The organism is Komagataeibacter sp. FXV3, assembly GCF_015155755.1.
Classification (GTDB): domain Bacteria; phylum Pseudomonadota; class Alphaproteobacteria; order Acetobacterales; family Acetobacteraceae; genus Komagataeibacter.
Map to the genome: position 1 here is coordinate 1 of NZ_VWPI01000048.1, position 25,165 is coordinate 25,165.

Annotated in this window: 24 protein-coding genes; 13 read left to right on the forward strand and 11 right to left on the reverse strand. The window is 63.3% G+C overall.

All coding sequences use genetic code 11. The features are described from left to right. Positions 1 to 1,247, forward strand: a 1,247-nt coding sequence (locus F1542_RS04720; protein ID WP_193732027.1) for an MATE family efflux transporter, incomplete at its 5' end; no start/stop codon positions are given. 113 nt (positions 1,248 to 1,360) lie between these two features. Here F1542_RS04720 and F1542_RS04725 read toward each other — a convergent pair. Next, positions 1,361 to 1,867 (reverse strand): hypothetical protein, encoded by a 507-nt coding sequence (locus F1542_RS04725; protein WP_193732028.1) that lies wholly within the window; start codon positions 1,865 to 1,867, stop codon positions 1,361 to 1,363. Between the two features lie 148 nt (positions 1,868 to 2,015). Here F1542_RS04725 and F1542_RS04730 point away from each other — a divergent pair, with 148 nt between their 5' ends. Next, entirely contained in the window at positions 2,016 to 2,342 is a 327-nt protein-coding gene (locus F1542_RS04730) for a superinfection immunity protein (protein WP_193732029.1), read from the forward strand. A 194-nt stretch (positions 2,343 to 2,536) separates the two neighbouring features. On the opposite strand, the gene serA is transcribed toward F1542_RS04730, so the two are convergent. The 3 genes from serA to F1542_RS04745 form a co-directional block, all read right to left on the reverse strand. Beyond that, on the reverse strand, positions 2,537 to 3,802 hold the full coding sequence (gene serA / locus F1542_RS04735; RefSeq protein WP_193732030.1) for a phosphoglycerate dehydrogenase: 1,266 nt from the start codon (positions 3,800 to 3,802) through the stop codon (positions 2,537 to 2,539). 91 nt (positions 3,803 to 3,893) lie between these two features. Further along, positions 3,894 to 4,709 carry an inositol monophosphatase family protein gene (locus F1542_RS04740; protein ID WP_193732031.1) on the reverse strand — a complete coding sequence of 272 codons (816 nt, stop codon included), beginning with the start codon at positions 4,707 to 4,709 and terminating at the stop codon, positions 3,894 to 3,896. After that, on the reverse strand, positions 4,709 to 5,212 hold the full coding sequence (locus F1542_RS04745; RefSeq protein WP_193732032.1) for a cytochrome c family protein: 504 nt from the start codon (positions 5,210 to 5,212) through the stop codon (positions 4,709 to 4,711). The genes F1542_RS04740 and F1542_RS04745 overlap by 1 nt, the downstream gene beginning before the upstream one ends. A 137-nt stretch (positions 5,213 to 5,349) precedes the next feature. Between F1542_RS04745 and F1542_RS04750 the strand changes: the two genes are divergently transcribed. The 4 genes from F1542_RS04750 (at position 5,350) to smpB (ending at position 8,459) form a co-directional block, all read left to right on the forward strand. Next, the gene (locus tag F1542_RS04750; protein WP_193732033.1) at positions 5,350 to 6,087 is read left to right on the forward strand and encodes a 3-deoxy-manno-octulosonate cytidylyltransferase; all 738 of its coding nucleotides are present in this window, start codon (positions 5,350 to 5,352) and stop codon (positions 6,085 to 6,087) included. Further along, the gene (locus tag F1542_RS04755) at positions 6,084 to 6,929 is read left to right on the forward strand and encodes a prephenate dehydratase (RefSeq protein ID WP_193732034.1); all 846 of its coding nucleotides are present in this window, start codon (positions 6,084 to 6,086) and stop codon (positions 6,927 to 6,929) included. The genes F1542_RS04750 and F1542_RS04755 overlap by 4 nt, the downstream gene beginning before the upstream one ends. Positions 6,930 to 7,082: 153 nt before the next feature. After that, entirely contained in the window at positions 7,083 to 7,961 is an 879-nt protein-coding gene (dapA, locus tag F1542_RS04760; protein ID WP_227672490.1) for a 4-hydroxy-tetrahydrodipicolinate synthase, read from the forward strand. Between the two features lie 3 nt (positions 7,962 to 7,964). Beyond that, positions 7,965 to 8,459, forward strand: coding sequence for an SsrA-binding protein SmpB (gene smpB / locus F1542_RS04765; RefSeq protein WP_025438569.1), 495 nt, complete (start codon positions 7,965 to 7,967; stop codon positions 8,457 to 8,459). Positions 8,460 to 8,794: 335 nt separating this feature from the next. On the opposite strand, the gene F1542_RS17395 is transcribed toward smpB, so the two are convergent. Both F1542_RS17395 and F1542_RS04775 read right to left on the reverse strand, forming a co-directional pair. Beyond that, positions 8,795 to 9,475 carry a cold-shock protein gene (locus F1542_RS17395; protein WP_010507903.1) on the reverse strand — a complete coding sequence of 227 codons (681 nt, stop codon included), beginning with the start codon at positions 9,473 to 9,475 and terminating at the stop codon, positions 8,795 to 8,797. Continuing rightward, positions 9,465 to 9,851 (reverse strand): hypothetical protein, encoded by a 387-nt coding sequence (locus F1542_RS04775; protein ID WP_193732036.1) that lies wholly within the window; start codon positions 9,849 to 9,851, stop codon positions 9,465 to 9,467. The genes F1542_RS17395 and F1542_RS04775 overlap by 11 nt, the downstream gene beginning before the upstream one ends. On the opposite strand from F1542_RS04775, the gene F1542_RS04780 reads away from it, so the two are divergent. Beyond that, entirely contained in the window at positions 9,850 to 10,575 is a 726-nt protein-coding gene (locus F1542_RS04780) for a TetR/AcrR family transcriptional regulator (RefSeq protein WP_227672485.1), read from the forward strand. The genes F1542_RS04775 and F1542_RS04780 overlap by 2 nt on opposite strands. Here F1542_RS04780 and recG read toward each other — a convergent pair. Further along, complete coding sequence (gene recG, locus F1542_RS04785; RefSeq protein ID WP_193732085.1) at positions 10,514 to 12,661, reverse strand: ATP-dependent DNA helicase RecG; 2,148 nt, start codon at positions 12,659 to 12,661, stop codon at positions 10,514 to 10,516. The two genes, F1542_RS04780 and recG, sit on opposite strands and share 62 nt — an antisense overlap. 104 nt (positions 12,662 to 12,765) lie before the next feature. Between recG and F1542_RS04790 the strand changes: the two genes are divergently transcribed. Continuing rightward, positions 12,766 to 13,077, forward strand: a complete 312-nt coding sequence (locus tag F1542_RS04790) for a succinate dehydrogenase assembly factor 2 (protein WP_193732037.1) — start codon at positions 12,766 to 12,768, stop codon at positions 13,075 to 13,077. Then, a complete protein-coding gene (gene mfd / locus F1542_RS04795; RefSeq protein WP_193732038.1) occupies positions 13,074 to 16,556 on the forward strand; it encodes a transcription-repair coupling factor in 3,483 nt (1,160 codons plus the stop codon). Before F1542_RS04790 ends, mfd begins: the two co-directional genes overlap by 4 nt. Before the next feature lie 216 nt (positions 16,557 to 16,772). Here mfd and F1542_RS04800 read toward each other — a convergent pair whose 3' ends face one another. After that, positions 16,773 to 17,705, reverse strand: coding sequence for a hypothetical protein (locus tag F1542_RS04800; protein WP_193732039.1), 933 nt, complete (start codon positions 17,703 to 17,705; stop codon positions 16,773 to 16,775). Positions 17,706 to 17,793: 88 nt separating this feature from the next. On the opposite strand from F1542_RS04800, the gene F1542_RS04805 reads away from it, so the two are divergent. Both F1542_RS04805 and F1542_RS04810 read left to right on the forward strand, forming a co-directional pair. Next, positions 17,794 to 18,750: a bile acid:sodium symporter family protein gene (locus F1542_RS04805; protein ID WP_193732040.1), complete on the forward strand. Its 957-nt coding sequence runs from the start codon at positions 17,794 to 17,796 to the stop codon at positions 18,748 to 18,750. A gap of 97 nt (positions 18,751 to 18,847) precedes the next feature. Further along, a complete protein-coding gene (locus F1542_RS04810; protein ID WP_193732041.1) occupies positions 18,848 to 20,281 on the forward strand; it encodes a pyridoxal-dependent decarboxylase in 1,434 nt (477 codons plus the stop codon). A 142-nt stretch (positions 20,282 to 20,423) separates the two neighbouring features. Here F1542_RS04810 and F1542_RS04815 read toward each other — a convergent pair whose 3' ends face one another. The 3 genes from F1542_RS04815 to F1542_RS04825 all read right to left on the reverse strand — a co-directional run bounded on the left by F1542_RS04815 (position 20,424) and on the right by F1542_RS04825 (position 24,151). After that, positions 20,424 to 22,319, reverse strand: coding sequence for a cobaltochelatase CobT-related protein (locus tag F1542_RS04815; RefSeq protein ID WP_193732042.1), 1,896 nt, complete (start codon positions 22,317 to 22,319; stop codon positions 20,424 to 20,426). A gap of 18 nt (positions 22,320 to 22,337) precedes the next feature. Next, positions 22,338 to 23,363 carry a cobaltochelatase subunit CobS gene (gene cobS / locus F1542_RS04820; RefSeq protein WP_193732043.1) on the reverse strand — a complete coding sequence of 342 codons (1,026 nt, stop codon included), beginning with the start codon at positions 23,361 to 23,363 and terminating at the stop codon, positions 22,338 to 22,340. 158 nt (positions 23,364 to 23,521) lie between these two features. Then, positions 23,522 to 24,151 (reverse strand): J domain-containing protein, encoded by a 630-nt coding sequence (locus F1542_RS04825; RefSeq protein WP_193732044.1) that lies wholly within the window; start codon positions 24,149 to 24,151, stop codon positions 23,522 to 23,524. 79 nt (positions 24,152 to 24,230) lie between these two features. Here F1542_RS04825 and F1542_RS04830 point away from each other — a divergent pair, with 79 nt between their 5' ends. Further along, a complete protein-coding gene (locus tag F1542_RS04830) occupies positions 24,231 to 24,545 on the forward strand; it encodes a BolA family transcriptional regulator (protein WP_176642544.1) in 315 nt (104 codons plus the stop codon). Next, positions 24,542 to 25,165 carry an outer membrane lipoprotein carrier protein LolA gene (locus F1542_RS04835; protein ID WP_193732045.1) on the forward strand — a complete coding sequence of 208 codons (624 nt, stop codon included), beginning with the start codon at positions 24,542 to 24,544 and terminating at the stop codon, positions 25,163 to 25,165. The genes F1542_RS04830 and F1542_RS04835 overlap by 4 nt, the downstream gene beginning before the upstream one ends.

The following is a 25,165-nucleotide window of genomic DNA, read 5'->3' on the forward strand; positions in this document are numbered from 1 at the left end:
TGGGCGGGCTGGGGGCATCGGCGCTGGCGATCGGTGGACTGGCGACCGGTACGTTCTTTACACTCAACGCCATCCTTGCCGCCGTGATCGAAGCCGGCGGCATTCTGCTGGCACAGGCCCGCGGGCGACAGGATCATGCCAGTCTGGGCACCATCATGACCTCCATGCTGGCCGTGGCGCTGGCGCTGTGCGTGCCCGAACTATTCTGCCTGTGGCATGTGGACCGTCTGCTGGCGTGGATGCACGAACCCGAAAGCCTACGCGCGCCCGTCATCCATTTCGTGCATATGCTGATGTGGGCCGTGCCGCCCGCGCTGCTGGGGCAGGGGATCCTGACCACGGCGCTGCCGGTCATGGGGGCGCAGGGGATCCTGATGCGGGTCATGCCCTGCATCACGGTGGTCAACGGGGTACTGAACGCAACGCTCATCCATGGGTGGTTCGGCCTGCCCGCGCTGGGCCTGTATGGATCAGCCACCGCCACGGTCATGACATTATGGTGCATGCCGTTCATCATGCTGGCCTTTGTGGTGCGCAGGCCCGAACTGCGCGTGGCGCTGCGCCCGCGCGGGCATGAATGGGGCCATACCCTTGCGCTGCTGCGCACCGGGCTGCCCATGATGGCGGCCGCCATGGCGGAGGTCACGCTGTTCCAGGCCAACAGTCTTGAGGCCGCACGGATGGGCAACAGCGCGCTGGCGGCGTTCCAGATCATGCTGGGCATGGGGGTGCAGTGCTTTGTGGTCTACATGGCGTTGGGACAGGCCTGCAATATCCGCGTGGGATACTGGACCGGGCGGGCCGACCCTGTGATGGTACGGCGCACGGCATGGGCGGGCATGGTGCTGGGTATGGCCGTCGCATGTATCATGGCATTGGTACTGGCGCTGGGGCGGCATGCCATCATCAGCCTGTACCTGGATGTTACCCTGCCGGAAAATGCCCATGCAGTCAGTCTGGCACTGGGCCTGCTGCTGGTCGGTGCGGCGTTCCAGATCCCCGATGCGGCGCAGGTGATTGTCACCGGCATCCTGCGCGGGCAGGGCGATACCGCGATCCCCATGATTCTGGCGGTTATCGGTTACTGGGGCATCGGGTTTCCCGGTGGGGTCTACCTTGCCTTCCACCATGGCATGGGACCGTCGGGACTGTGGTGCGGCAACGGGATCGGACTGGTATCGGTGTTTGTGCTGCTGGCGGCGCGCATCGTGTGGCGCATGCGTCCGCAAACATTGTGCAGATCATAAAGAAGTTTTTGGAGAAGCTTGTTTTAAAAAGCTTCAGAAAATACTGCCTTTTTGGGGGAAGGGGACACCCAAAATGTTTATTATTTTATAAACTATTTATTTTAAAATAATTTCTACAGCCGCTTGTGCATTTCATCACGGATGGCATTGCACTTCTTGGTAAACACGCCCGCCTGTGACGCCGTCATGAAGTTGATGAGGAACGCACCCAGCAGCGAGCAGAAGGACAGGATGATCAACACCCGCCCCATCAGCGATATGATCCCGCCGTAATGCTCGGCTGAATACCACAGCAGCCCGAGACTGAGCACCGCGCCGAAGACCCCCAGCACGCCGGTGGAGCGGATAAGGGATTCCTCCTCACGGATGAAGGTGGAGGATTCCTGCCATAACAGGAACAGCTTGCGATCCATTTCCTGAACTGCGGCGGCGTAGTCCTCCGTGTCATCCGGGTGCTGGTGGTCAGTGCCGCTGCGGTGCAGTTCCAGTTCCTGCCGGGCCTTGGCAAAGACACGCCTGCGTTCCTTGATGGCGGGCAAGCTGATATCGACAAAGCTGAGGATGGCGACATTCAGACCCGCCGACAGCTGGATCACCGCCTGGAAATCACCCCAGATCACAGGTTGTCCCCATTGGGGCACACATGACTGCGCACTGTAAAAACCCTGACAAGTTGGATACGACCCGGCATGTTCATGCTGCATGCCTGCGGCCGGCGCGCGATACGATATGGCGGCACGCCTGCGTTTAGGGTTAGCATGAAGTGCGATGAATATCCATGTTCCCTCCACCTATGAGGTCTACCGTGGCTGGCAGTCCATACAGGGGACCGGGCTGCAGATCGGCACGGCTGTCCTCCTCGCCCTTGCGCTGGGGATGGCTCTCGGCATGGTGGTGTTCCTGCTGCCGACCTTCATAGCGTGTCGGCGCAAGGTCCATAATGCGGCAGTGGTGGCGGTGGTGAACTGCGCCACCGGCATGACCGGGGTCGGATGGGTGATTGCACTGCTCATGGCCTGCGTGATGGAAACCGACACCCAGCGCCATGCCCGGCTGCGTCGTAGCGAACCGGCAACCTTCCTGAGCGTGCCCTGACACCTTGGCGTCCTGTTAAAAATTAAAGTTTTCGGGTGCCGCCTTTTTGAAAAAACTTCACCAGAACCTTCTTTCAGTTTGCACGATGCCTCAAAGGCAGGCTTCCCCAAAACCCGGACAGCAGGGCATAGAAAAGGGGACACGCCCAACCGGCATGCCCCCCGTTTTGTCGACCCGATGTAATCAGGCGCGCATTACTGCTGCTTGTACAGCAGGCGCGCACGCAGGGTGCCCTTGAGCGCGCGCAGGCGGTCAAGGATGCGGTTGTCCTTTTCCACATCGCGTCCGGTATCCGCTTCGACCACCACGTAACCCAGTTCACCCGCCGTCTGCAGGTACTGTGCGGTGACGTTGCAGGATTCCGACGAAAAGATTTCGTTGATCTGCAACATGATGCCCGGCACGTTGCGGTGCACATGCATGAAACGCGTGCCATGCGGATTTTCCGGCAACTGCACGGTTGGGAAGTTGACCGCGCCCAGCGTGGAGCCGACGTCGGAGTATTCCACCAGCTTGCGCGCCACTTCCACGCCAATGCGCTCCTGCGCTTCTGCCGTGGACCCGCCGATATGCGGTGTCAGGATCACATTGTCCAGGCCACGCAGCGGGGTCTGGAATTCCTCGCCAGCCGCCTTCGGCTCCTTGGGGAACACGTCAATCGCGGCACCCAGCAGGTGGCCGTCCTTCAGGGCGGCGGCCAGCGCGTCGAGGTCCACCACGTTGCCACGGGCGTTGTTGATCAGGAACGACCCCTTCTTCATGGCACGGATCTGGGCTTCGCCAATCATGCCCGCCGTTTCCGGGGTCTGGGGCACGTGCAGGCTGACCACGTCGCTCTGCGCCAGCAGGGTTTCCAGCGTATCGACCGGCGTTGCGTTGCCATGCACCAGCTTGTCGATCACATCGTAATAGAACACGCGCATGCCGAAGGCTTCGGCCAGCACGGAAAGCTGCGACCCGATGGAGCCATAGCCCACGATACCCAGCGTCTTGCCGCGCACTTCCCAGCTGTTGGTGGCGGATTTTTTCCAGATCCCGGCGTTGCATTCTTCCGACTTGGGGAAGATGCGGCGCATCAGCATCACGATCTCGCCCATGACCAGTTCGGCAACGGAACGCGTGTTGCTGTACGGCGCATTGAAAACGGGAATACCGCCTTCGCGTGCCGCGTTCAGGTCCACCTGGTTGGTACCGATGCAGAAGCAGCCGATGGCGATCAGGCGGTCAGCCTTCTCGATCACTTCGCGCGTCAGCTGCGTGCGCGAACGGATGCCAACGATATGCACGCCTTCCAGCGCTTTCTGCAGGGCTTCGCCTTCCAACGCCGTTTTCAGGCGTGTGACGTTTTCGTATCCGTTGTCCTTCAGCAGCTTTACGGCACTGTCATGAATGCCTTCAAGCAGGAGGATACGGATCTTGTCCTTGGGAAGGGAAAGATGTCCGTTTGATGGGCTGGTCATGTCGCGTGCTCCCGCTTCTGTACGGTCAAGATGGGTCCGTCCCTATCCGATTGGCCGCGCCCCCGCTAGGGGGAAAGATCAATTACCGCCGTTACTTTATGGCAATGCCCGGGGTCAGCAGTCCCGTCACGCGGGGCAGCAGGCCGCCATCCCCCACCGCCAGGACCGTGCCATCACCATCAGCGCGCAGCTTCTGGCCAGCCCAGTCGGTCATGCGGCCGCCAGCCCCTTCCACCACGGGCACAAGGGCGGCCCAGTCCCATATCTTCATGGTACATTCGGCGATGATGTCGATCTGTCCCAGCGCCAGCAGGCCATAGGCGTAACAGTCCCCCCCCCAGCTTGTGCGCTTGGCGGCAGCAGCCAGCGCGTCAAAACCGGGCCGGTGGGGGGCGTCAAGGATTTCGGGCGCAGTGCATGACAGTTCCGCACGCCCTATATCGGCGCAGGCACGCGTGACCGGCGTGCCGGGCAGGGTGGAGACATACCGCGTGGCCTCACCACGCAGGCCGATCCACCGTTCCCCCGTCACGGGCTGGTCGATCATGCCCAGAACCGGGACATTGTCATGCAGCAGGGCGATCAGCGTGCCAAAGGTCGGCCGCCCGGTCAGGAAGGCACGCGTGCCATCTATCGGATCGATCACCCACCGATACGGGCTGTCACCACCCTCCAGCCCGAATTCCTCCCCCATCACGCCAAAACCGGGCAGGCGTTCGGACATTACGGCCCGAATCGCGCGCTCGGCCGTGCGGTCGGCTATGGTGACCGGGCTGGCGTCGGTCTTGTCATCCGCGCGCACGCCACGGCGGAAAAATGGCAGCACCACGCTGCGCGCGACATCGGCTGCGGCGCCCGCCGCCTCCAGCACCGCAGCACGCGGAAACCCGGCGGGCAGGGCGGTCATCAATTCGTCTCCGGCTTGAGGGAGTTGAGGTAGGCGATCACGTCCGCACGCTCGGTTTCCGATGCGATGCCCGGGAATGACATCTTGGTGCCCGACGCGTATTCGGCAGGGGATTTCAGCCATGCGGACAGGGTGGTGTTGGTCCACGTCTCGTCCTTGTGCGCCTTCAGCCCGTCCGAAAATTCATAACCCGGAATATCGCCCACATGCGTGCCGACCACGCCAAACAGGCCCGGCCCGATAATGGCAGGCCCCTGCGGCGCCATGCTGTGGCACATCGCGCACTGCCGGTCGGCTATGGCATGGCCCTTTTCCACGCTGGCCCTGGCCACCAGATCATCAATGGACGCGCCTGCGGGAGCCACCGGGTGGGGAATGGCCACGCCGGGCTTTGCCGGGATCTGCTCCGGCACGGCGGTATGGGCGATACCCCAACTGGCCCCGACCGCGATGACTGCGCAGAGGCAGGCGGCCCCGATCTGGTTAAGGCGTACACTGTCCATGAAATCGGGCGTCCTTCCCATACGGTTGCATGAAAACCGCTCCTTACCTAGACTGCCGCGCGCCCTGTGTGAAGCATGCACGGCAGCGGACGGCCCCCGCCGCCGCCACAGATACGGATGGCCCAGACCCAGATCCCATGAATCCCATTGTCCTGATTCCGGCCCGGATGGCCTCGACCCGGTTGCCGGGCAAACCGCTTGCCGACATTGCCGGCCGTCCCATGATTGTCCATGTGCTTGACCGCGCGCGTGCCGCCGCTGTCGGCCCCGTGGCCGTCGCCACGGCAGAGCGTGAGATTGCCGATGTAGTAGAACGCGCGGGCGGCACGGCGGTCCTGACCGATCCCGCGCTCCCATCCGGGTCCGACCGCATATGGCAGGCATTGCGGCAACTGGACCCGCAGGGGGTACATGATACGGTCATCAACCTGCAGGGCGACCTGCCCGGCGTTGAACCCGAAAACCTGCGCGACGTGCTGCGCCCGCTGGCCGATCCGGGAACCGATATCGCAACCCTTGTCGCCCCGGTGCGTGACCAGGCGGAAGCCATGGCATCATCCGTGGTCAAGGTCGCCTGCACCTTCGGGCCAGATGCGCAGGTGGCGCGCGCGCTGTATTTCTCCCGCCTGCCCATACCCTGGGGGGATGGGCCGTTGTGGCACCATATCGGCATTTACGCCTATCGCCGCGCGGCGCTGGCCCGCTTTGTCGGCCTGCCCGAAAGCGGGCTGGAAAAGCGTGAAAAGCTTGAGCAGCTTCGCGCGCTGGAAGCCGGCATGACCATGGGCTGCGCACGGATCACCACCGCACCCTTCGGTGTTGATACGCCTGCCGACCTGGAACGTGCGCGGACCACACTGGGGGTCAGGGCATGAACGGGGAACGCATCATCGCCTTTCAGGGGCGACCCGGCGCGTATTCGGACCTTGCGTGCCGACAGGCCCGACCGGGCTGGACCACGCTGCCGTGCCAGACATTCGCACAGACCATTGCCGCCGTGCATGACGGGCGGGCCGAACTGACCATGCTGGCGTGTGAAAACAGCCTGGCGGGCCGCGTGCCCGACATCCATGCGCTACTGCCACAGGCGGGGCTGTTCATCGTGGGGGAACATTTCCAGCGCGTGGAACACTGCCTGCTGGGTGTGCCCGGCAGCACGCTGGACGATGCGCGCCGTGTTCATACCCATCCCGTTGCCATGGCGCAGGTGCGTGGCATCATTACCGAACTGGGACTGGACCCGGTGGTGGAATTCGATACCGCTGGTGCAGCCGAGATGGTGCGCGAATGGGGACGCAAGGAAGACGTGGCCGTGGCTTCGGCGCTTGCAGCCGAACTGAACGGACTTGAAATCCTGCGCCGCAATGTGGAGGACGCCGCCCACAACACCACGCGCTTCTATATCGCATCCCGCAGGCCTTTGACCCTGCCGCCGCCCGGACCGGGATTCATGACCACGCTGCTGTTCCGCGTCAACAACCAGCCCGGCGCGCTGTACAAGGCGCTGGGTGGCCTTGCCACGGCAGGGGTGAACATGACGCGGCTGGAAAGCTACATGCTGGAAGGGTCGTTTTCGGCCACGCAGTTCCTGATGGATGTGGAAGGCCACCCCGAAGCCCCGCCACTGGCGCGCGCGCTGGACGAACTTTCGTTCTTTTCGGAACAGCAGGAGATCCTGGGCGTCTATCCCGCGTCGCCCTTCCGGCGCAAACCCTGATGGGGTGGGCATGGCGGGCATGTTTTGCCCCCCGTGCCATTGTCTATATAACGGTATTGTCCGTCCCATGCCCCGGGGCTGACCACAGGAAACAACGTGCCGGACCCACCGGCGCATGCACAGCCACGACACAGGATCCAGGTGGAAACAACCATGTTCAAGGGTTCCATTACCGCCCTTATTACCCCCATGAACGAGGACGGGTCGCTGGATCTGCCCTCCATGGGCCGATTCATCGACTGGCAGGTCCAGCAGGGCGCATCCGCCCTGGTACCGGTCGGCACGACGGGCGAAAGCCCGACCCTGACGCATGACGAACATGCCAAGGTGGTGGAATTCACCATAAAATCCGTGGCGGGGCGGGTGCCCGTCATTGCAGGCGCGGGATCCAACAGCACGGCGGAAGCAGTGGCCATGGCCCAGCAGGCGCAACAGGCCGGGGCGTCAGGCGTGCTGGTGGTGACGCCGTATTACAACAAGCCGACGCAGGAAGGGGTGTACCGCCATTTTATGGCCGTGGCGGACGCCATCAACATCCCGCTGATCCTGTACAACATTCCCGGCCGGTCGGTCATCGATATCTCGGTCGATACCATGGCGCGGCTGGCGCAGCATCCCAATATCATCGGGGTGAAGGATTCCACCGCCAACCTGCTGCGCCCGCTGCTGGTGCGCCGTGCGGTGAAAAAGCCGTTCAACCAGATTTCGGGCGAGGACGGAACCGCCGTATCCTTCCTGGCAGCCGGTGGCGACGGATGCATCAGCGTGACCGCCAACGTTGCCCCCGCCCTGTGTGCGCAGGTGCAGCAGAGCTGGAATGACGGTCATGTGATGGAAGCCATGGAACTGCAGGACCGGCTTCTACTGCTGCATGACGCGCTGTTTTGCGAAAGCAATCCCGTGCCGGTCAAGTTTGCCGCAAGCGTGCTGGGCCTGATGGGGGAAACCTGCCGCCTGCCGCTGGCCCCGCTGAGTGATGCCAGCCGGGAAAAGGTCAAGGCCGCCCTGTCCGCCGTCGGACTGCTGGACTGACCCATGGCACCCAGGAACAAGGGCAGCGGCATGATCTCGACCGGGATCGCAGCCCAGAACCGCAAAGGCCGTTTCAACTATACCATCGTGGACACGGTGGAGGCAGGCCTTGTGCTGAAAGGCCCCGAGGTCAAGAGCCTGCGCATGGGCCGCGCCACCATAAACGAAGCCTATGCCGGTGAACGCAATGGGGAAATATGGCTGATCAACAGCTATATCCCCGAATATCAGGGCGGCGTACTGTCGCGTTTTGAACCGCGTGCCCCGCGCAAGCTGCTGCTGCACAAGAAGCAGGTGGACAAGCTGCTGGGGGAAGTCGCGCGTGATGGCGTGACCCTTGTACCGCTGGACATCCACTTCAACAGCCGCGGCCTTGCCAAGCTGACGCTGGGCGTGGGTGAGGGGCGCAAGAAAGCCGACAAACGACAGGCCATAGCCGACCGCGACTGGCAGCGCGACAAGGCCCGTCTGATCCGTAACAAGGGTGGCGATTACTGATCCCATCCCTGCGTGGCGGGGATGCGCCCGGCCGGAAACCCGTTTCGTTCGGTAGCCAACCTGTAGGGCAGGGATATTGTCGGTGCAGCCACGAGGCATTGCCACCTTTTTGAAAAAGGCGGCAATTGATGGCCTTTATTGATTTTTTCCCAGCAGGCTATGCCGCAGGCTATGCCGCAGGCTATGCCGCAGGCTATGCCGCAGGCTAATCTGCGCACATCACGCAGAATGCACAATAAAAAACAGGGCCGTCCCAATCGGGATGGCCCTGTTTCATTTTATCCGTTCATCCTGCCCACACCGCCATGCTGGCGGGGTGGGACAGGGTAGGGGGATCAGTCCACCGACAGTGCTGCTGCCTCAGGGCCTTTCTGGCCTTCGACAACCTGCACGTTCGCCGTCTGGCCTTCCGTCAGGCCGGACAGGCCCGAACGTTCCAGCGCGGAAGCATGGACGAAAATGTCCTTGCCACCGTTTTCCGGCGTGATGAAGCCAAAGCCCTTCGTGGCGTTGTACCACTTGACCGTGCCGCGCATGTCCTGCGCATGCGACAGGTCAGGGGCGGGACGACCGGAGCGGGAGAACCCGCCACGCGCACCGGGTGCCGCGCCGAAAGCCGCACGCGGGCGCTCGGGCTGGGCCGTGCTCTCGTCAACGGATACGACGTTTGCAACCTGGCGCCCCTTGGGACCCTGGCCGATCTGCACGACCAGCGTGGTGCCGGGTGCGACCGTCGCATGACCGGTGGGGTTCAGGGCATTGGCGTGCAGGAACACGTCACCCGAACCGTCCGACAGTTCGACAAAGCCGAAGCCCTTTTCGCTGTTGAACCACTTTACAGTGGCACTGATTTCCGGGCCGGATGCGACGATCTGGGGACCACCACCTCCGCCACCAAAGGAGCGGCGCGGCGGCGGGGCGCCACGATCACCAAATGAAGGTGACGACATGAAATCGTCGTCAAACCCGCCGCGGCGCGGGGAGCGGGAGCTGCGGTCGGTCCTGTTACTTCTCAACGGTCGTAATCCCGAGGTCTAGGTGGTGGCTGCCCCATGGGGACATCACCGAATGAAAGCACGTTTGCAGGATAGAGACTGCCTGTATGTCGTTGACCGTCGTTACAGGCGGCATGCGGCTGCAGGAAAACATCCTCTGTCCTACGGTGACCCTAGCATAAATCGCATCGGCATCAACAACACCAAAGCATATTCCGGCCTTTGGTTTCCACACGAATTTGCATCTGTGAACAGTTTGTGAGGCCAGGGGTGCAAAAAACCGTGCAAAAAGATGCAGATTAAATTCAGGAATAAACTTGATTTTTACTCGCATTCGCACATTATGAAAATTAACGTTTCGATTCACATGCCCCACATTGGTAAGAAAACGATCCATGCCCAATCCACTTCCCCCACGCCGAGGGCGCGGCCGACCCCCAAAAATTGCCCGTGCGCCCGAAGGGACACGCGCCATGCTGGTCCGTGCGGGCGTTGGCCTGCTGACGGAAAAGGGTTTTTCTTCCACCTGCGTCGATGATGTACTGAACGCCACCGGCATTTCCAAAGGCTCGTTCTACTACTGCTTCAGCAGCAAGGAAGATTTCGGTCAGGTCCTGATCGACAGTTACGCCACCTATTTCAATACCAAGCTCGACCTGTGGCTGACCGACCGGGCGACGCCGCCGCTGCAGCGCATGCTCAATTTCATGCAGGACGCGCGGGCAGGCATGATGAAGCACCATTTCCGCCGGGGCTGCCTGATCGGCAACCTGGGACAGGAAATCGATATGCTGCCCGATTCGTTCAACGGCCTGCTGCTGACGATTCTGGAAGGGTGGGAACGCCGCGTGACAGACTGCCTGCTGGTGGCATGCGGCCCGAACCCGACCGCGGTACAGCGGAAGCAGTGCGCGCGTCTGTCACGCTATTTCTGGATCGGCTGGGAAGGGGCGGTCCTGCGCGCGCGCATGGAACATGATGCCGAACCGCTGGACCTGTTCGCAACCTTCTTCCTGGCGCAGGCAGCGGCCGAACTGGGGACCAAGGCGCCCGCCGTGTCTAGCCTGCCCGGATCGCCCGTACCGCCTGCGCACGCGCAAACAGCTCAAGCAGAAAACTGACGGCGGGGATCCGCGCACGCAGCGCGGGCGTGGCTTCGGCGGGTGGCGTATCGACAATGCGCCGCGCGTCCTGCGCCGCCAGCCGCAGCAGCATGTCCACATGCAGCGGGCTGGCCAGCCGCAGGTCCGGCAGGCCGGACTGACGCCGTCCCGTCAGGTCGCCCCCGCCACGCAGGCGGAAATCCTCATCCGCGATCAGGAACCCGTCCTCCGTCTCCCGCAGCAGGGCAAGCCTGCGCCGCGCGGTCTGGCCCAGTCCCGCATCGTGCAGCAGCAGGCAGTAGGATTCAGCCTGGCCCCGCCCCACGCGCCCACGCAGCTGGTGCAGCTGCGCCAGGCCAAAGCGTTCGGCATGTTCAATGACCATGACCGTGGCGTCGGGTATGTCCACGCCCACCTCGATCACCGTGGTCGCCACAAGGATACGGGTCTTTCCTGCTGCGAAATCAGCAATGGACTGCTCGCGCACCGCAATGTCCTGCTGGCCATGGGCCAGTCCCACGGCGCCTTCGCCAAAATGGGCGCACAGGGCAGCGTGACGGGCTTCAGCTGCGGCGATGTCGCTTGTCTCGCTTTCACTGACCAGCGGGCAGACCCAGAATATCCGCGCCCCACGCGCCAGTGCGCGCTCCATCCCCGCCAGCAGGTCCCCCATGGCCGACAGCGCATGCAATGATGTGCGCACCGGCTTGCGCCCCGCAGGCTTCACATCCAGCCGGCTGACCAGCATATCGCCCCACTGCGTCAGCAGCAGGCTGCGCGGGATGGGGGTGGCGGTCATGACCAGCACATCCGTGCGCGGGCCCTTTTCGCCCAGCATCGCACGCTGTTCGACGCCAAAACGGTGCTGTTCATCAATGACCGCCAGCGCAAGGTCATGGAAAACCACGCTGTCCTGAAACAGGGCATGGGTGCCGATCACCAGCCGCGCCGTACCATCGGCGATCATGGCCAGTGCCTCGCGCCGGGCCTTGCCCTTCACGCTGCCGCTGAGGAAGGCGACCGGCACGGGCGACAGCCTGCGGAAGGTGGCAAGATGCTGGCGGGCCAGAATTTCGGTCGGCGCCATCAGGGCCGCCTGATGCCCCGCTTCCACCGCCGCCAGCATGGCCAGAAGGGCGACCAGCGTCTTGCCCGCGCCCACGTCCCCCTGCAGCAGGCGCGTCATCTGGCGGGGTGCTGCAAGGTCGGCGTCGATTTCCCCCAGTGTGCGGATCTGGGCTGTGGTGGGTTCATGGCCAAAGCGCGACAGCGCAATGCGGCGCAGGCTGCCATCGCCCACCACCGCACGCCCTGGCCGCAGCCGGTTGAGCCTGCGGGCCTGTGCCATGGATACCTGCTGCGCCAGCAGGTCATCACAGGCCAGCCGCGCGCGGGCGCGTTCGGATGCGGCCACCAGCGCGTCACCTTCCAGCAGGTCGGGCATGTCATACGGACGGTGCAGCGTGCGCAACGCGTCCTCGAACCCCGGCCACTTACGCTGTTTCAGCACGCTGGCATCCTGCCATTCGGGCAGAGGGGGAAATACATCGAACGCCGCGCGCACGGCAGCACGCACCTGACTGGGGAACAGTCCCGCCGTCAGTGGCCATACCGGGTCCAGCAGCGGAATTTCCGCCATGCGGGCGGCGGGTACCAGATAGTCGGGATGGGCCATGTTCAGCCGGTCGCCAAAGCGCTCCAGCGTGCCCGATACGCATATGTCCTGTCCCGCTTCCAGCCTGCGGACCAGATGGGGGGAAAAGAACACCAGGTCCGCATCCGCCGTGCCGTCGGTCACAACAACCCGCCACGGCCGCTTGCCCCGGCCGCCACCGGGCGCTGGCGGCACGACGCGCGTGACCGTGACATGCAGGGTGCAGACGCGCCCCGTTTCCGCCTGCCGCAGGGTCGGCCGGTACCGCCGGTCCACCACCGATTCCGGCAAGTGGAAAAGAAGGTCGATCACCCGCCCGCCACCGGCCACCCGCGCCAGCAGCTTTGCCGTGGCGGGCTTTACCCCCTTCAGGGTCTCAACCCCCGCAAGCAGCGGGGCAAGAAGGGAATTGGCGGGCGGGGAGGCGGTATCGGACACGCGGCGGTTCATCCTGCGGGGTGGCATGCTTGTCATGCGGGCTGACAGATGCCCGCATCAGGGCTATAGGACACCTGCGTTACGGAACAAAACACAACCATCATGGGTGGAACGCAATGGAAGCCAGAACGCCAGACCTCTCGCGCCTCGATACACGACGGCGCAAGATATATTACCGCGCCACGCATCGCGGCACACACGAAACCGACGTGCTGATCGGCGGCTTTGTCGCCCCCCGGCTGGAAGGCATGACCGAAGCCCAGCTTGATGCGCTGGAAGCGGTGATGGACCTGCCGGATGCCGATCTGGCCGACTGGCTGAGCGGCCGCCGCCCGGTGCCGGATGAACTCAACACTCCCATGATGAAGGAAATCATGGCTGACGCCACCGACCCCGTGCGGCTTGCGGCGATCCGGGGCGGAAAATGAACGATACGGCAGGTTTCTCACTCGCACCCGGCGCACCACTTCCCGTATGGGGCGTGCCGGATGGGTATGACGCTTTCCTGCTGGCGCGCAGGGCGGGCGACCATGACGGGCCTGTCCTGCATGTCTGCCGCGATGACGCCTCCATGGCGCGCATCGCGGACCTGCTGGCCTTTGTCATGCCGGGGGCGGAAATCCTGCGTTTCCCGGGCTGGGACTGCCTGCCGTACGACCGCGTTTCCCCCAATCCCGCCATCGTGGCGGAACGGGTGGCGACACTGACCCGCCTGCTGGAAAAGGCCACCGCACCCCGCATCGTGCTGACCACGGTCATGGGAATTGTACAGCGCGTGCCGCCGCGTGCGGCCTTTGCCGGGCAGTCGATCACCATCAAGGCTGGCGAAAGCCTTGATGCGCCGTTCCTGATGGAACTGCTGATCGCACATGGCTACAACCGCACCGACACGGTTATGGAACAGGGCGAATTCGCGACCCGTGGCGGTATTTTCGATATTTTCCCCGCAGGCGACAGCGAACCGGTACGCCTCGACCTGTTTGGCGACGAGGTGGAGAATATCCGCCGCTTCGACCCTGGTACCCAGCGTTCAACCGCGAAGGTCGACAGTCTGACCATGCGGCCGGTGGCGGATTTCAGCCTTGATCCTGCCAGTATCTCGCGTTTCCGCACCGGCTGGCGCGACCTGTTTGGCCCTGCTGCCGCCAATGACCCGTTATATCAGCATATATCCGATGGGCGTCGCCACGCGGGGATGGAACACTGGCTGCCCCTGTTTCATGAACAGATGGAAACGCTGGTGGACTACCTGCCCGGCGTGTCCATATCGCTGGCCAACCAGGCGGAAGAGGTGCTGGTCACCCGCCTGGAAATGATTGCCGACCATTATGACGCCCGCAGGCAGCCGACGCGCGAAGGCGAGGTGCCTTATCGCCCGCTGCCGCCGCACCTCATGTATCTCGACCGCAAGGGATGGGATGCGATGATTGCGGGCCGCAAGGCCGTCGTGTTCATGCCCTTTGCCCAGCCTGACGGCGCGCCGGGCATGGATGCGGGCGGCAGGCCCGGCCAGATGTTTGCAAAGACCGTGACCGAGGGACGTGAAAACGTCTTCCCCATGCTGCATGCAAAGGTGGAGGAATGGTCCCAGACCGGCAGGCGTGCCTATGTCACGGCATGGAGCCGGGGATCGTGCGAACGCATTGGCGTGCTGCTGCGTGAATACCGCCTGCCGGTACAGACCTATGCCACGTGGAAAGAGGCCCAGAAGCTGAAGCCCGGCACTGTCGGCCTGCTGACGCTGGGACTGGATCGCGGTTTCTTGGCGGACAACGTGGCGTTTGTATCCGAACAGGACCTGCTGGGTGAGCGGATTTCCCGTCCGCCGCGCCGCCGCAAGAAGGCGGACCAGTTCATATCCGAGGCATCGGAAATTGCCGAAGGCGACCTGATCGTCCATCAGGATTACGGCATCGGCCGTTATGACGGGCTGGAGACGATTGGCGTGGGCACGGCGCCCCATGACTGCCTGCGCCTGATCTATGACGGCAATGAAAAGCTGTTCCTGCCGGTCGAGAATATCGAACTGCTCAGCCGCTTTGGCTCGGATCAGGCCCATGTGGCGCTGGACAGGCTGGGTGGCGTGTCATGGCAGTCGCGCAAGGCGAAGATGAAGCAGCGCATCCGCGACATGGCGGGTGAACTGATCCGCACGGCCGCGGCACGTGCGCTGCGTGAAGCACCGGCCATTACGCCAGAGGACGGGATGTGGGACGAATTCTGCGCCCGCTTCCCCTTTGTCGAGACCGAGGACCAGTCCCGCGCCATTGCCGACGTACTGGATGACATGGCGTCGGGCAAGCCGATGGACCGGCTGGTATGTGGCGACGTGGGCTTTGGCAAGACCGAGGTGGCGCTGCGCGCGGCCTTCGTCGCCGCCATGTCCGGTGCGCAGGTGGCGGTGGTGGTGCCGACCACGCTGCTGGCCCGCCAGCATTACCGCACGTTTTCCGCCCGCTTTGCCGGGCTGCCGGTCAACGTGGCGCAACTTTCGCGCATGGTCACGGCCAAGGAAGCCACCGCCGTGCGCAAGGGGCTGGCCGATGGCACGGTCAATATCGTGATCGGCACGCATGCGCTGCTGGCCAAGACCGTCAAGTTCGCTGATCTCGGCCTGCTGATCGTCGATGAGGAACAGCATTTTGGCGTGGCCCATAAGGAAAAGCTCAAGGCATTGCGGGAGGACGTGCATGTCCTGACACTGTCCGCCACACCGCTGCCACGCACGCTGCAGCTTGCCCTGACCGGCGTGCGGGAAATGAGCCTGATCGCCACCCCGCCCACCGACCGGCTGGCGGTGCGTACCTTCATCATGCCATTCGACAGCGTGGTGATCCGTGAGGCGATCCAGCGCGAACGCTTCCGCGGCGGGCAGGTGTTCTGCGTCGTGCCGCGTATCGAGGATCTGGACCGCATGGCAGCCCGCCTGCACGAAATCGTGCCCGACGCCCGGCTGGTACAGGCCCATGGCCGCCTGACGTCAACCGAACTGGAGCGGGTCATGACCGAGTTCAGTGACGGCAAATATGACATCCTGCTGTCCACCAACATCGTGGAAAGCGGGCTGGACATGCCTGCGGTCAATACGCTGATCATCCACCGCGCCGACATGTTCGGGCTGGGTCAGCTGTACCAGCTGCGCGGACGCGTAGGCCGTGGCAAGCAGCGTGGCTATGCCTACCTTACGTGGCCGCAGACGCATGTGCTGTCGGCGGCGGCGCAGAAGCGGCTGGAAGTCATGCAGACGCTGGATACGCTGGGCGCCGGCTTCACGCTGGCATCCCATGATCTTGACCTGCGCGGGGCCGGCAACCTGCTGGGCGATGAACAGTCGGGCCATATCCGCGAAGTGGGCATCGAACTGTACCAGCAGATGCTGGAAGATGCGGTGGCCGACCTGCGCACCGAAAAAGGGCGGCGCAAGCTGCAGGACCGCGACTGGACGCCCAACATCATCCTTGGCCTGCCGGTGCTGATCCCTGATAGCTATGTCACCGACCTGCCGGTGCGACTGGGTCTGTACCGCCGCATCGCGGCACTGGCCAATGATGCCGAGGTCGAGGCGATGGAAGCCGAACTGGTGGACCGTTTCGGCACGCTGCCTGACGAAGTGCGCAACCTGCTGGATGTCGTCACCCTGAAACGCATGTGCCGCGAGGCAGGCGTGGAACGGTTGGAAGCCGGCCCCAAGGGCATGGTCATCCAGTTCCGTGGCAACACGTTTGCCAACCCGGCGGGGCTGGTGGCATGGATTGCAAAGCAGAAGGAAGCCAATGTCCGCCTGCGTCCTGACCACAAGCTGGCAATCATACGCGAAATGACCAACGCCCAGAGGATCACGCAGGCACGCAAGGTGCTGACGGCGCTGGTCAGGCTGGCGCGGGAGGATGCAGACGTTCCGGCCTGAACATGCCAGCCGCCGGCACACGATACGCAACATGTGCGTATCTTGGGCATTACGAGGGAAGGGGAGGGAAAGCAGGTATCGTCCGGGGCCGCCTGTATCCCCGCCCATGGAACATAACCAAGGTTTTTGGTGAAGCTTTTTTCAAGAAGCTTCAAGGAACGCCGCCTTTTTGAAAAAAGGTGGCCCACAGAAACTGCTATTACTTCTGCTGGCGTATCAACGGATGGGCAGGGGAATGTGGTTGACGGTCATCACGCCACCTTCCCAGCTTACATCCCATGATGTACCACCGCCTGCGGCCTTGTGACCGAACAGCTTGGCCAGAATCAGCGCAGCACTTGCCCGCGTCTGGCCCGCGTTGCGCAGGGTCTCGATCACGGCGTCAAGGTTCTGCACCTGTATGTGGCCCGTAGCGGATGACGCATCGGTATTGCCGGTCAGGTTGGCGTCGCCATTACCCGTGATCTGCATGGTCCCGCGCTGGGCGTTCAGCGATGCGACATGCAACGGCACGCGCACGTTTTCCGATGGATGACCGGTAATGGCGGCAGCCAGCGGCACCAGCGAATCACCGGGGATCGATGCATTGGCCGTGGCCTGCTGCGGCAATGCGCTGGCCAGCAGCGTGTTATGCGTGCCGGTTATGCCAATACCCTGTGTTTCCAGTGTCAGCGTGGCCGGGGCGCTGTCACCTCTGGCGCCCGCCAGATGCAGGTGCGCGCGGCGGAAAGACAGTTTTGTCTGACCGCTGGTCAGCAGGCCACCCTGCCATGTCAGGTCATAACTGTGTCCCGCGCGCAACCCGTCCATGATGGGGGTGGCGGCGGAAACGAAATAATCCTGCGCGCAGCCCTGTGAATGATGACCGGTCAGCGTCGCCAGCATGACGAGGGAGGCCACGTCCTCCATATCCCGTAGCGCCTGCGGGCCAAGCCCGGTACCGCTGGCCGCAATGTCAGTGGCATGAAACGTCTGGTCCGCATCCCCCGCCAGCGCCAGATCATAGCCATGCCCGGCAAGGGCGCTGTCGCCATGGGGCTGGCTGCTGGCGACCTGCACATGGCCACATGTACCGGGAAGGGCCGAAGCCCGGGCCGACCCGATGCAGGACAGGGCCGCCAGGGCGGTGGTGATGAGTAATTTCTTCATTTGCGGCACAAGTTGGCGTGATTACGCGCCTGATGCAATCGGGTATGATATCCCATCGCGATGATGAAACATTTGTACTCATTGGCCCATGCTGCGCCGGATTGATTCCTTTCTGGCCTGCCTGCTGGCCACCGTGGCGCTGGCAAGCGTGCTGCCCTGTCACGGGGTGGGGGTCAAGGTCTTCAATATCCTTGCCATAATCATGATCGCGAACATGTTTTTCCTGCAGGGCGCGCGTCTGTCGCGCCGGGCGGTAATGGAGGGGATGCTGGGGTGGCGAATCCATCTTGCCATCCTGTCATGCACATTCGTCATGTTTCCCCTGCTGGGCATGGCGCTGCACGTGATGCTGCCGGGCATGCTGGATACATCCATGTGGACGGGTATCCTGTTCCTGTGCTGCCTGCCGTCAACAGTGCAGTCGTCCATCGCGTTCACCTCCATCGCGCGGGGCAACGTGGCCGCCGCCATCTGTTCGGCCACGCTGTCCAACATACTGGGCATTTTCCTGACCCCGCTCCTGGTCGGCATCGTATTCGGCCGGCATGGTGACAGCGGTGGTGGGGGGATCATGCCCATCGTGCTGCAACTGCTGGTGCCTTTCATCGCGGGGCAGGTGGCCCAGCCATGGATCGGGGAATGGGCGCACCGGCACAGGAAACTGCTGTCCTTTTCCGACCGGGGATCAATCCTCGTCGTGGTCTATACCGCCTTCAGCGAGGCCGTGACCCAGGGGCTATGGCATCGCCTGCCACCGCTGCAGCTAGGGCGTGTGGGCGTGGTGGATGCCGGCCTGCTGGCGATCGTACTGGGGCTGACCCTGCTGGTGGGACGGCTGGGCCGCTTTCCCCGCGGGGACCGGATCGCCATTGTATTCTGCGGGTCCAAGAAATCACTGGCATCAGGCGTACCAATCGCCAGCGTGCTGTTTTCGCATAACGATGTCGGGCTGATTGTCCTGCCGCTGATGATCTACCATCAGGTCCAGCTTTTCGTATGTGCGACACTGGCCCGCCGCATGGGCGCGCGCGGGGACGGGGACTGATCGGGTCATTCCCCCCTCGCGCACGTTCGCATGGCCCGGTATGTAGGCACGCCAGACAGGCCGGATGGGCCTGCAACCGCATGAATGGTGGAGAGAGATGACAGGACTGGATCCGGACAACTGGGATGGGCTGCGCGCCCTTGGCCACCAGATGGTGGATGACATGATCGACCGCCTGTCCACCCTGCGCGACCGCCCGGTCTGGCAGCCCATGCCCGAAGCATTGCGCGCGCAATTGCGGACCGGCCTGCCGCATGATCCCACCCCGCCGGAAGAACTGTACGCCCGTTTCCGCGAACTGGTCGAACCCTATTCCACCGGCAATGTGCATCCCGGTTTCATGGGCTGGGTGCATGGTGGCGGCACGGCGGTCGGGATGCTGTCGGAACTGCTGGTGGGTGGACTGAACGCAAATTGCGGCGGCAGGGATCATGCCCCGATCGAAGTCGAGCGCGAGATCATCCGCTGGGCCGCCGAAATGTGCGGTTTTCCCGATACCACCACCGGGCTGCTGGTCACCGGGTCATCCATGGCGAACATGATCGCCGTCATCACCGCCAGTCGCGCCGTGCCTGATGGTCTGGACATGCGCGCAAGGGGCGTGGGCACGCGCAGGCTGGTGGGCTATGCCGCGGCTACCGCCCATGGCTGCATTTCGCGGGCGTTCGACCTGACGGGGCTGGGCACCGACGCCCTGCGCGTGATTCCGGTTGGCGCGGATAACCGCATGGTCCTGCCCGAACTGGAACGCGCCATTGCCCGTGACCGCGCGGCGGGGCTGGAACCGTTCATGGTGATCGGCACGGCAGGCACGGTGGATACCGGGGCAATTGATGACCTGAACATGCTGGCCGATATCGCGGCACGGGAAAAGATCTGGTTCCATGTCGATGGCGCTTTTGGTGCGCTGGCCATGCTGTCGGACACATTGCGGCCCGGCCTGCGGGGGCTGGAACGCGCCGATAGCGTGGCCTTCGATTTCCACAAATGGGCGCAGGTGCAGTACGACGCGGGCTGTATCCTGGTCCGTCGTCCCGGCGCGCAGGCCGCAGCCTTCGCCCAGTCGCGCGCCTATCTTGCGCGTGAGGACCGTGGTCTTGCCACCAACGCACCGTGGTACTGTGACCTTGGCCCCGACCTGTCCCGTGGTTTCCGTGCGCTGAAGGTGTGGATGACGCTGGGAACCTATGGCGCGGATGGCATGGGGAACATGATTGCCAACTGCTGCGCCATCGCCCGGCATCTTGCAGCCCGGATCGAGGCCAATCCCCGCCTGGAACTGCTGGCCCCGGTTACGCTGAACATCGTGTGCTTCCGCATCATCGCCCCGGTGGCTGATCTGGACCATTTCAATGGGGAAGTGGTGAAGGACCTGCATGAAAGCGGGATTGCGGCCCCTTCGACCACTGTCATCAACGGGCACAAGGCCATACGCGCGGCCATCGTCAACCACCGCACCACCAATGCGGATGTGGATCGCATGCTGGATGCGCTGCTGGAACTTGCGGACCGTCGGCTGACGGCGGGCTAAAACACGGCTAATAAAAAATAAAAGTTTCTGGATGCTGCCTTTTTTCAAAAAGGCAGCATTCTTCGAAGCTTCCTGAAAAAAGCTTCACCAAAAACTTTCTTAACAAAAAAGCCCTATCCCACGACCGGGACGGGGCAGGGGACTAGCCGCCGCGCCTGCGGCCGCGCGTGGCTTCTTCTTCAAACAGTTCGGACAGTTTCTTCATCATCGTGCCGCCCAGTTCCTCGGGATCGGTAATGGTTACGGCGCGGCGGTAATAGCGCGTCACGTCATGGCCGATACCAATGGCCAGCAGTTCCGTGCTGGTCCGCGTCTCGATATGCGCGATGACTTCGCGCAGGTGATTTTCCAGATACGACCCCGGATTGGCCGACAGCGTGCTGTCATCCACTGGCGCGCCATCGGAAATCACCATCAGGATGCGCCTGCCTTCGGGCCGCGCGGCCAGACGCCGCTGCGCCCACAGCAGGGCCTCACCATCAATGTTTTCCTTCAGCAGCCCCTCACGCAGCATCAGCCCAAGGTTACGCCGCGCGCGTCGCCACGGCATGTCCGCGGCCTTGTAGATGATATGGCGCAGGTCATTCAGCCGACCGGGGTTTTCGGGCTTGCCTTCCTGTACCCACAACTCCCGGCTGCGGCCACCTTTCCATGCACGGGTGGTAAAGCCCAGTACCTCCACCTTCACGGCACAGCGTTCCAGCGTGCGGGCAAGGATGTCACCACACATGGCCGCCACCGAAATCGGCCGCCCGCGCATGGACCCCGAATTGTCGATCAGCAAAGTTACGACCGTATCACGAAAATCGGTATCGCGTTCGCGCTTGTACGACAGGGACAGCATTGGATTGACCACGATGCGCGACAGGCGGCCCGCATCGAGCATCCCTTCCTCAAGGTCGAATTCCCACGCGCGCGTCTGCTGCGCCATGAGCTTGCGTTGCAGGCGGTTGGCCAGCTTGGACACCACGCCCTGCATGCTGACCAGCTGCTGGTCCAGCGTCTGGCGCAGACGGAACAGTTCTTCCGTGTCGCACAGATCCTCGGCGGCTATTTCCTCGTCATACACGGTGGTGAAGGGGTGATAGGTGGGGGTGGCTTCCTCTTCCTCCACCTCGTTCTCACCGGGACCGCCGGCTTCTTCCGATCCGCTGGCCGATCCGCCCTGGTCGCCATCATCGGGGTCTTCATCACCAGCACCCGTGCCCTGTGACATCTGCATGGGCAGGGAATTGTCGTCTTCCTCCGGCCCTTCGTCCTGTGGCTCGGGCGTGGTGTCGTCGGTCTGTTCCTCGTTTTCGCTGCTGGCGGCTTCCGCTTCGGATGTACCGTCATCGGCCACTTCATCCGGCGTGGTTTCCTGCTGCATCAGGTCACAGGCCATAAGCAGCCTGCGCGCGGCCTGCGCGAAATCACGCTGGCTGTCCTGACGCGTCACCATTTCATCCAGTGCGCGCAGGGCGGCGGGCGGCAGGCTGTCGGACCATGCTTTCATAAGGTTGCGCATGGACGCGGGCACGGGACGGCCCGACATGCGCGCGCGCGCCAGCAGCCCAAGGGCAATCGGGGTCGGCAGTTTCGTATGGCTGGGCAGGCGGTCCAGCCCCATATCGACGCATTCCTGCGCCAGGCGGGCGTCAAGGTTGGCCGCAACCCCTTCCATATGCCGCGCGCCAAGGCTTTCGACACGGGCCTGTTCCAGCACGTCATAGACTTCGCGGGCTTCACCCGGCGGTGGGCTGGCGCTGTCATGCAGCGCCACGTCATGATGGCGCAGGCGCAGGGCGGCGGCATCGGCCGCCCCTCGCATGCGGGTCACTTCGGCATCCGTCATCCGCCGTGACGGGTGGGGCAGGCGGACATGGGTGCCGGTAACCGAAACCCCCGATGGCACCGGGCCATTGAGGAACGAGACCTCGGCCTGTGCCTGACCGCCCAGCGCGCGCACGGCGCCAACCGTCGCGCGCTTGAATCCCTCGGCCTGACGGGCTTCCTGCTCGGCCTGTGGGGAAGGGGGGTTTTTCCGGTTTTCACGCATGCCTTGCCTGCCCTGTCATCAGCCCCTGGGCGCCAGCGGACTGGCGTTGAAGCAGCGCTGGTAATATTCCGCCACCGTCGGACGCTCCGCCTCGTCACACTTGTTGAGGAAGGTAACGCGGAACGCAAAGGCAAGATCGTTGAAGATACGGAAGTTCTCGGCCCAGCTTATGACCGTGCGCGGTGACATGACGGTGGAAATATCCCCCGCAATGAAGCCCGAACGAGTCAGGTCCGCCAGTGCGACCATGCTTTCCACCCGCTTGCGCCCGGCTTCGTCCTTTTTGGGATCAATGCCCATCTTGGCCAGTACGATGGCCGTTTCCTGCGCATGGGGCAGGTAGTTCAGCGTGGTCACAATGTTCCAGCGGTCCATCTGGCCCTGATTGATCTGCTGCGTGCCATGGTACAGGCCCGTCGTATCCCCCAGTCCGACCGTGTTCGCGGTCGCGAACAGACGGAAGAAGGGATGCGGGCGGATCACCCGGTTCTGGTCCAGCAGCGTCAGGTGTCCCTCGATTTCCAGCACGCGCTGGATCACGAACATCACATCGGGGCGGCCTGCGTCGTATTCGTCAAATACCAGCGCGCAGGGGTGCTGCAGGCCCCATGGCAGCAGCCCCTCGCGGAATTCGGTGATCTGCTGGCCATCCTTCAGCACGATCGCGTCCTTGCCGATCAGGTCGATGCGCGAGATGTGGCTGTCGAGGTTGATGCGTACGCTGGGCCAGTTCAGCCGCGCCGCCACCTGTTCGATATGGGATGACTTGCCCGTGCCGTGATAGCCTTGGACCATGACACGGCGGTTGAAAGCAAAACCCGCCAGGATGGCCAGCGTGGTGTCATGGTCGAATTTGTAGGACGGGTCGATGTCGGGCACATGATCGGTGCGGACCGAGAAGGCTGGCACCTTGATATCGCTATCGATACCAAACACGTCGCGCGCCGAAACCTGCAGGTCGGGAGCGGACACGGCCGAGATGTCGGGAAGCGGCGTACCGTTGGCGTCCGCTGCGGCGGTTATCAGGTCTGCGGGTTCGTTCATCTGCTTTTTCTCGTCCGTCGCTTCATGTGTTTTGGCCCGCCATGACAGCACAGGGCGGCATATCAGGCCGTAAGTATAGGTCTACCTGTAACGATCGACCAGTGCCGGGTTTCAGTCAGCGTGTGGCGCAACACCCGAAAGCAGGCGGCACGGCGCCATCATGCGCTGCGCGCCATGCCATCGCGCCCGGCGCTGGCGACCAGGTGGGCGCGCACGGTGGCATAGGCGATATTGATGCCCTTGAACCGTTCTTCCGCCTTGCGGTCACCGCCATTGGCGTCGGGATGGTGCTGGCGGGCAAGGTCCTTGTACCGGGCCTTGAGTTCCTCCATCGACACCGGCCAGCCAAGGTCGAGCACACCCAGCGGATATTTCAGCGCCTGTGGCGCCTCCGCCCGGCGGTCCTCCGCCTGGCGCTGCCGCGCACGGCTGCGCGCGCGGGCCTTTGCCGCCCCCTTCAGCAGGTCCAGCGGGTCAAGCGCCTCTTCCTCGCTGAAGGCATGGGCGGCATTGCCCTGTCCCAGCTTCCATGACGGCCGGTTCCATGACGTGTCGGCGCGGATATGCGCCTCGATCTGGCCGGGGGTCATGCCGCGATAGAAATCCCAGTTCGCGTTATATTCACGTACGTGCTGCAGGCAGAACCAGAAATAGCTGTTCAGCGCATCGCGCGAACGCGGGGCGCGGTAACCCGCGGGCTGGTCGCAGCCGTGCATGTCACAGCAGCGGTCCGGCGCATCGGGTTCGGGGTCAAAGGCGCGGTGCCGGGTGTTCCTTCTCTTCATCATTGTCGTTATGTGCGCCTGTTCATGCTTCGTGCAAGAGCGAAGCTGTGCAATGAATGATCCCGCTATCATGGAGCCGCCAATGGAACAGCAAGCAACCGGCCGGGCCGGACGGATCGAACGCATCATACGCGAACATCTCGCCCCCGTGGAACTGCGCATACAGGATGACAGCGCCCGCCACGCCCACCATGTCCATGTACGCGACAATGGCGTACAGGCAGGTGAAAGCCACTATAACGTGCTGATTGTCAGCCCCGCGTTCGGGGGCGTGGGCCGCGTGCAGCGGTCGCGCATGGTGCATGACCTGCTGGCGGGGGAATTCGCGGGCGGCATGCATGCCCTCTCTCTCGTGCTGCGCACGCCTGATGAGCAGGCACGGATGGACGCGGCATGAAGCCTGCCTTTCCCTTCGCCACACGGCGGCTGATGATGGGCGGCCTGCTGACCCTGCTGGCCGCCTGCGCCGGTACCCCCGTGCAGCAGCCCGACCAGCAGGCGGACATCGCCCGCGTCGAGGCCTATCTCAATACCTCGGACGGGTTGCAGGCCAATTTCGTGCAGACATGGCCCGATGGCGGAAAGGGGCAGGGCGTGATGCATTATGATCCGGGCCGCCTGCGGCTGGATTACGAAACGCCGGGGTCGATGAAGCTGGTTGCGGAAAACGGGCACCTGCTGTTTGTGGACCACCGCCGCGAATCGGTCACCCGCATGTCACTGGGCCACCAGCCGCTTGGCCTGCTGCTGGACCAGCCCGTGCACCTGTCAGGACTGATTTCGGTCACGGCGGTGCAGCATGGGCAGAACAGCCTGCAGGTTTCACTGGCGCGGCGTGACAGCGAATCACAGGGGATCCTGACGCTCGGCTTTTCCGATATCGGCGGAAAGCTGTCCCTGCTGGTGATCGAGATGACGGACGTGGAACGCCAGCACATCCGCCTTGACCTGACCGACACCACCGTCAGCGGTCAGAAATGGCCTGACGCAATGTTTACCCTGTCCGCCAGCAATTAG

Bases quoted from the DNA above. Each gene is read 5' to 3' on its own strand.
- F1542_RS04730 (WP_193732029.1), top strand. From the start codon at position 2,016: ATGAATATCCATGTTCCCTCCACCTATGAGGTCTACCGTGGCTGGCAG.
- serA (WP_193732030.1), bottom strand. From the start codon at position 3,802: ATGACCAGCCCATCAAACGGACATCTTTCCCTTCCCAAGGACAAGATC.
- F1542_RS04740 (WP_193732031.1), bottom strand. From the start codon at position 4,709: ATGACCGCCCTGCCCGCCGGGTTTCCGCGTGCTGCGGTGCTGGAGGCG.
- F1542_RS04745 (WP_193732032.1), bottom strand. From the start codon at position 5,212: ATGGACAGTGTACGCCTTAACCAGATCGGGGCCGCCTGCCTCTGCGCA.
- F1542_RS04750 (WP_193732033.1), top strand. From the start codon at position 5,350: ATGAATCCCATTGTCCTGATTCCGGCCCGGATGGCCTCGACCCGGTTG.
- F1542_RS04755 (WP_193732034.1), top strand. From the start codon at position 6,084: ATGAACGGGGAACGCATCATCGCCTTTCAGGGGCGACCCGGCGCGTAT.
- dapA (WP_227672490.1), top strand. From the start codon at position 7,083: ATGTTCAAGGGTTCCATTACCGCCCTTATTACCCCCATGAACGAGGAC.
- smpB (WP_025438569.1), top strand. From the start codon at position 7,965: ATGGCACCCAGGAACAAGGGCAGCGGCATGATCTCGACCGGGATCGCA.
- F1542_RS04780 (WP_227672485.1), top strand. From the start codon at position 9,850: ATGCCCAATCCACTTCCCCCACGCCGAGGGCGCGGCCGACCCCCAAAA.
- F1542_RS04775 (WP_193732036.1), bottom strand. From the start codon at position 9,851: ATGGATCGTTTTCTTACCAATGTGGGGCATGTGAATCGAAACGTTAAT.
- recG (WP_193732085.1), bottom strand. From the start codon at position 12,661: ATGAACCGCCGCGTGTCCGATACCGCCTCCCCGCCCGCCAATTCCCTT.
- F1542_RS04790 (WP_193732037.1), top strand. From the start codon at position 12,766: ATGGAAGCCAGAACGCCAGACCTCTCGCGCCTCGATACACGACGGCGC.
- mfd (WP_193732038.1), top strand. From the start codon at position 13,074: ATGAACGATACGGCAGGTTTCTCACTCGCACCCGGCGCACCACTTCCC.
- F1542_RS04800 (WP_193732039.1), bottom strand. From the start codon at position 17,705: ATGAAGAAATTACTCATCACCACCGCCCTGGCGGCCCTGTCCTGCATC.
- F1542_RS04805 (WP_193732040.1), top strand. From the start codon at position 17,794: ATGCTGCGCCGGATTGATTCCTTTCTGGCCTGCCTGCTGGCCACCGTG.
- F1542_RS04810 (WP_193732041.1), top strand. From the start codon at position 18,848: ATGACAGGACTGGATCCGGACAACTGGGATGGGCTGCGCGCCCTTGGC.
- F1542_RS04815 (WP_193732042.1), bottom strand. From the start codon at position 22,319: ATGCGTGAAAACCGGAAAAACCCCCCTTCCCCACAGGCCGAGCAGGAA.
- cobS (WP_193732043.1), bottom strand. From the start codon at position 23,363: ATGAACGAACCCGCAGACCTGATAACCGCCGCAGCGGACGCCAACGGT.
- F1542_RS04825 (WP_193732044.1), bottom strand. From the start codon at position 24,151: ATGATGAAGAGAAGGAACACCCGGCACCGCGCCTTTGACCCCGAACCC.
- F1542_RS04830 (WP_176642544.1), top strand. From the start codon at position 24,231: ATGGAACAGCAAGCAACCGGCCGGGCCGGACGGATCGAACGCATCATA.
- F1542_RS04835 (WP_193732045.1), top strand. From the start codon at position 24,542: ATGAAGCCTGCCTTTCCCTTCGCCACACGGCGGCTGATGATGGGCGGC.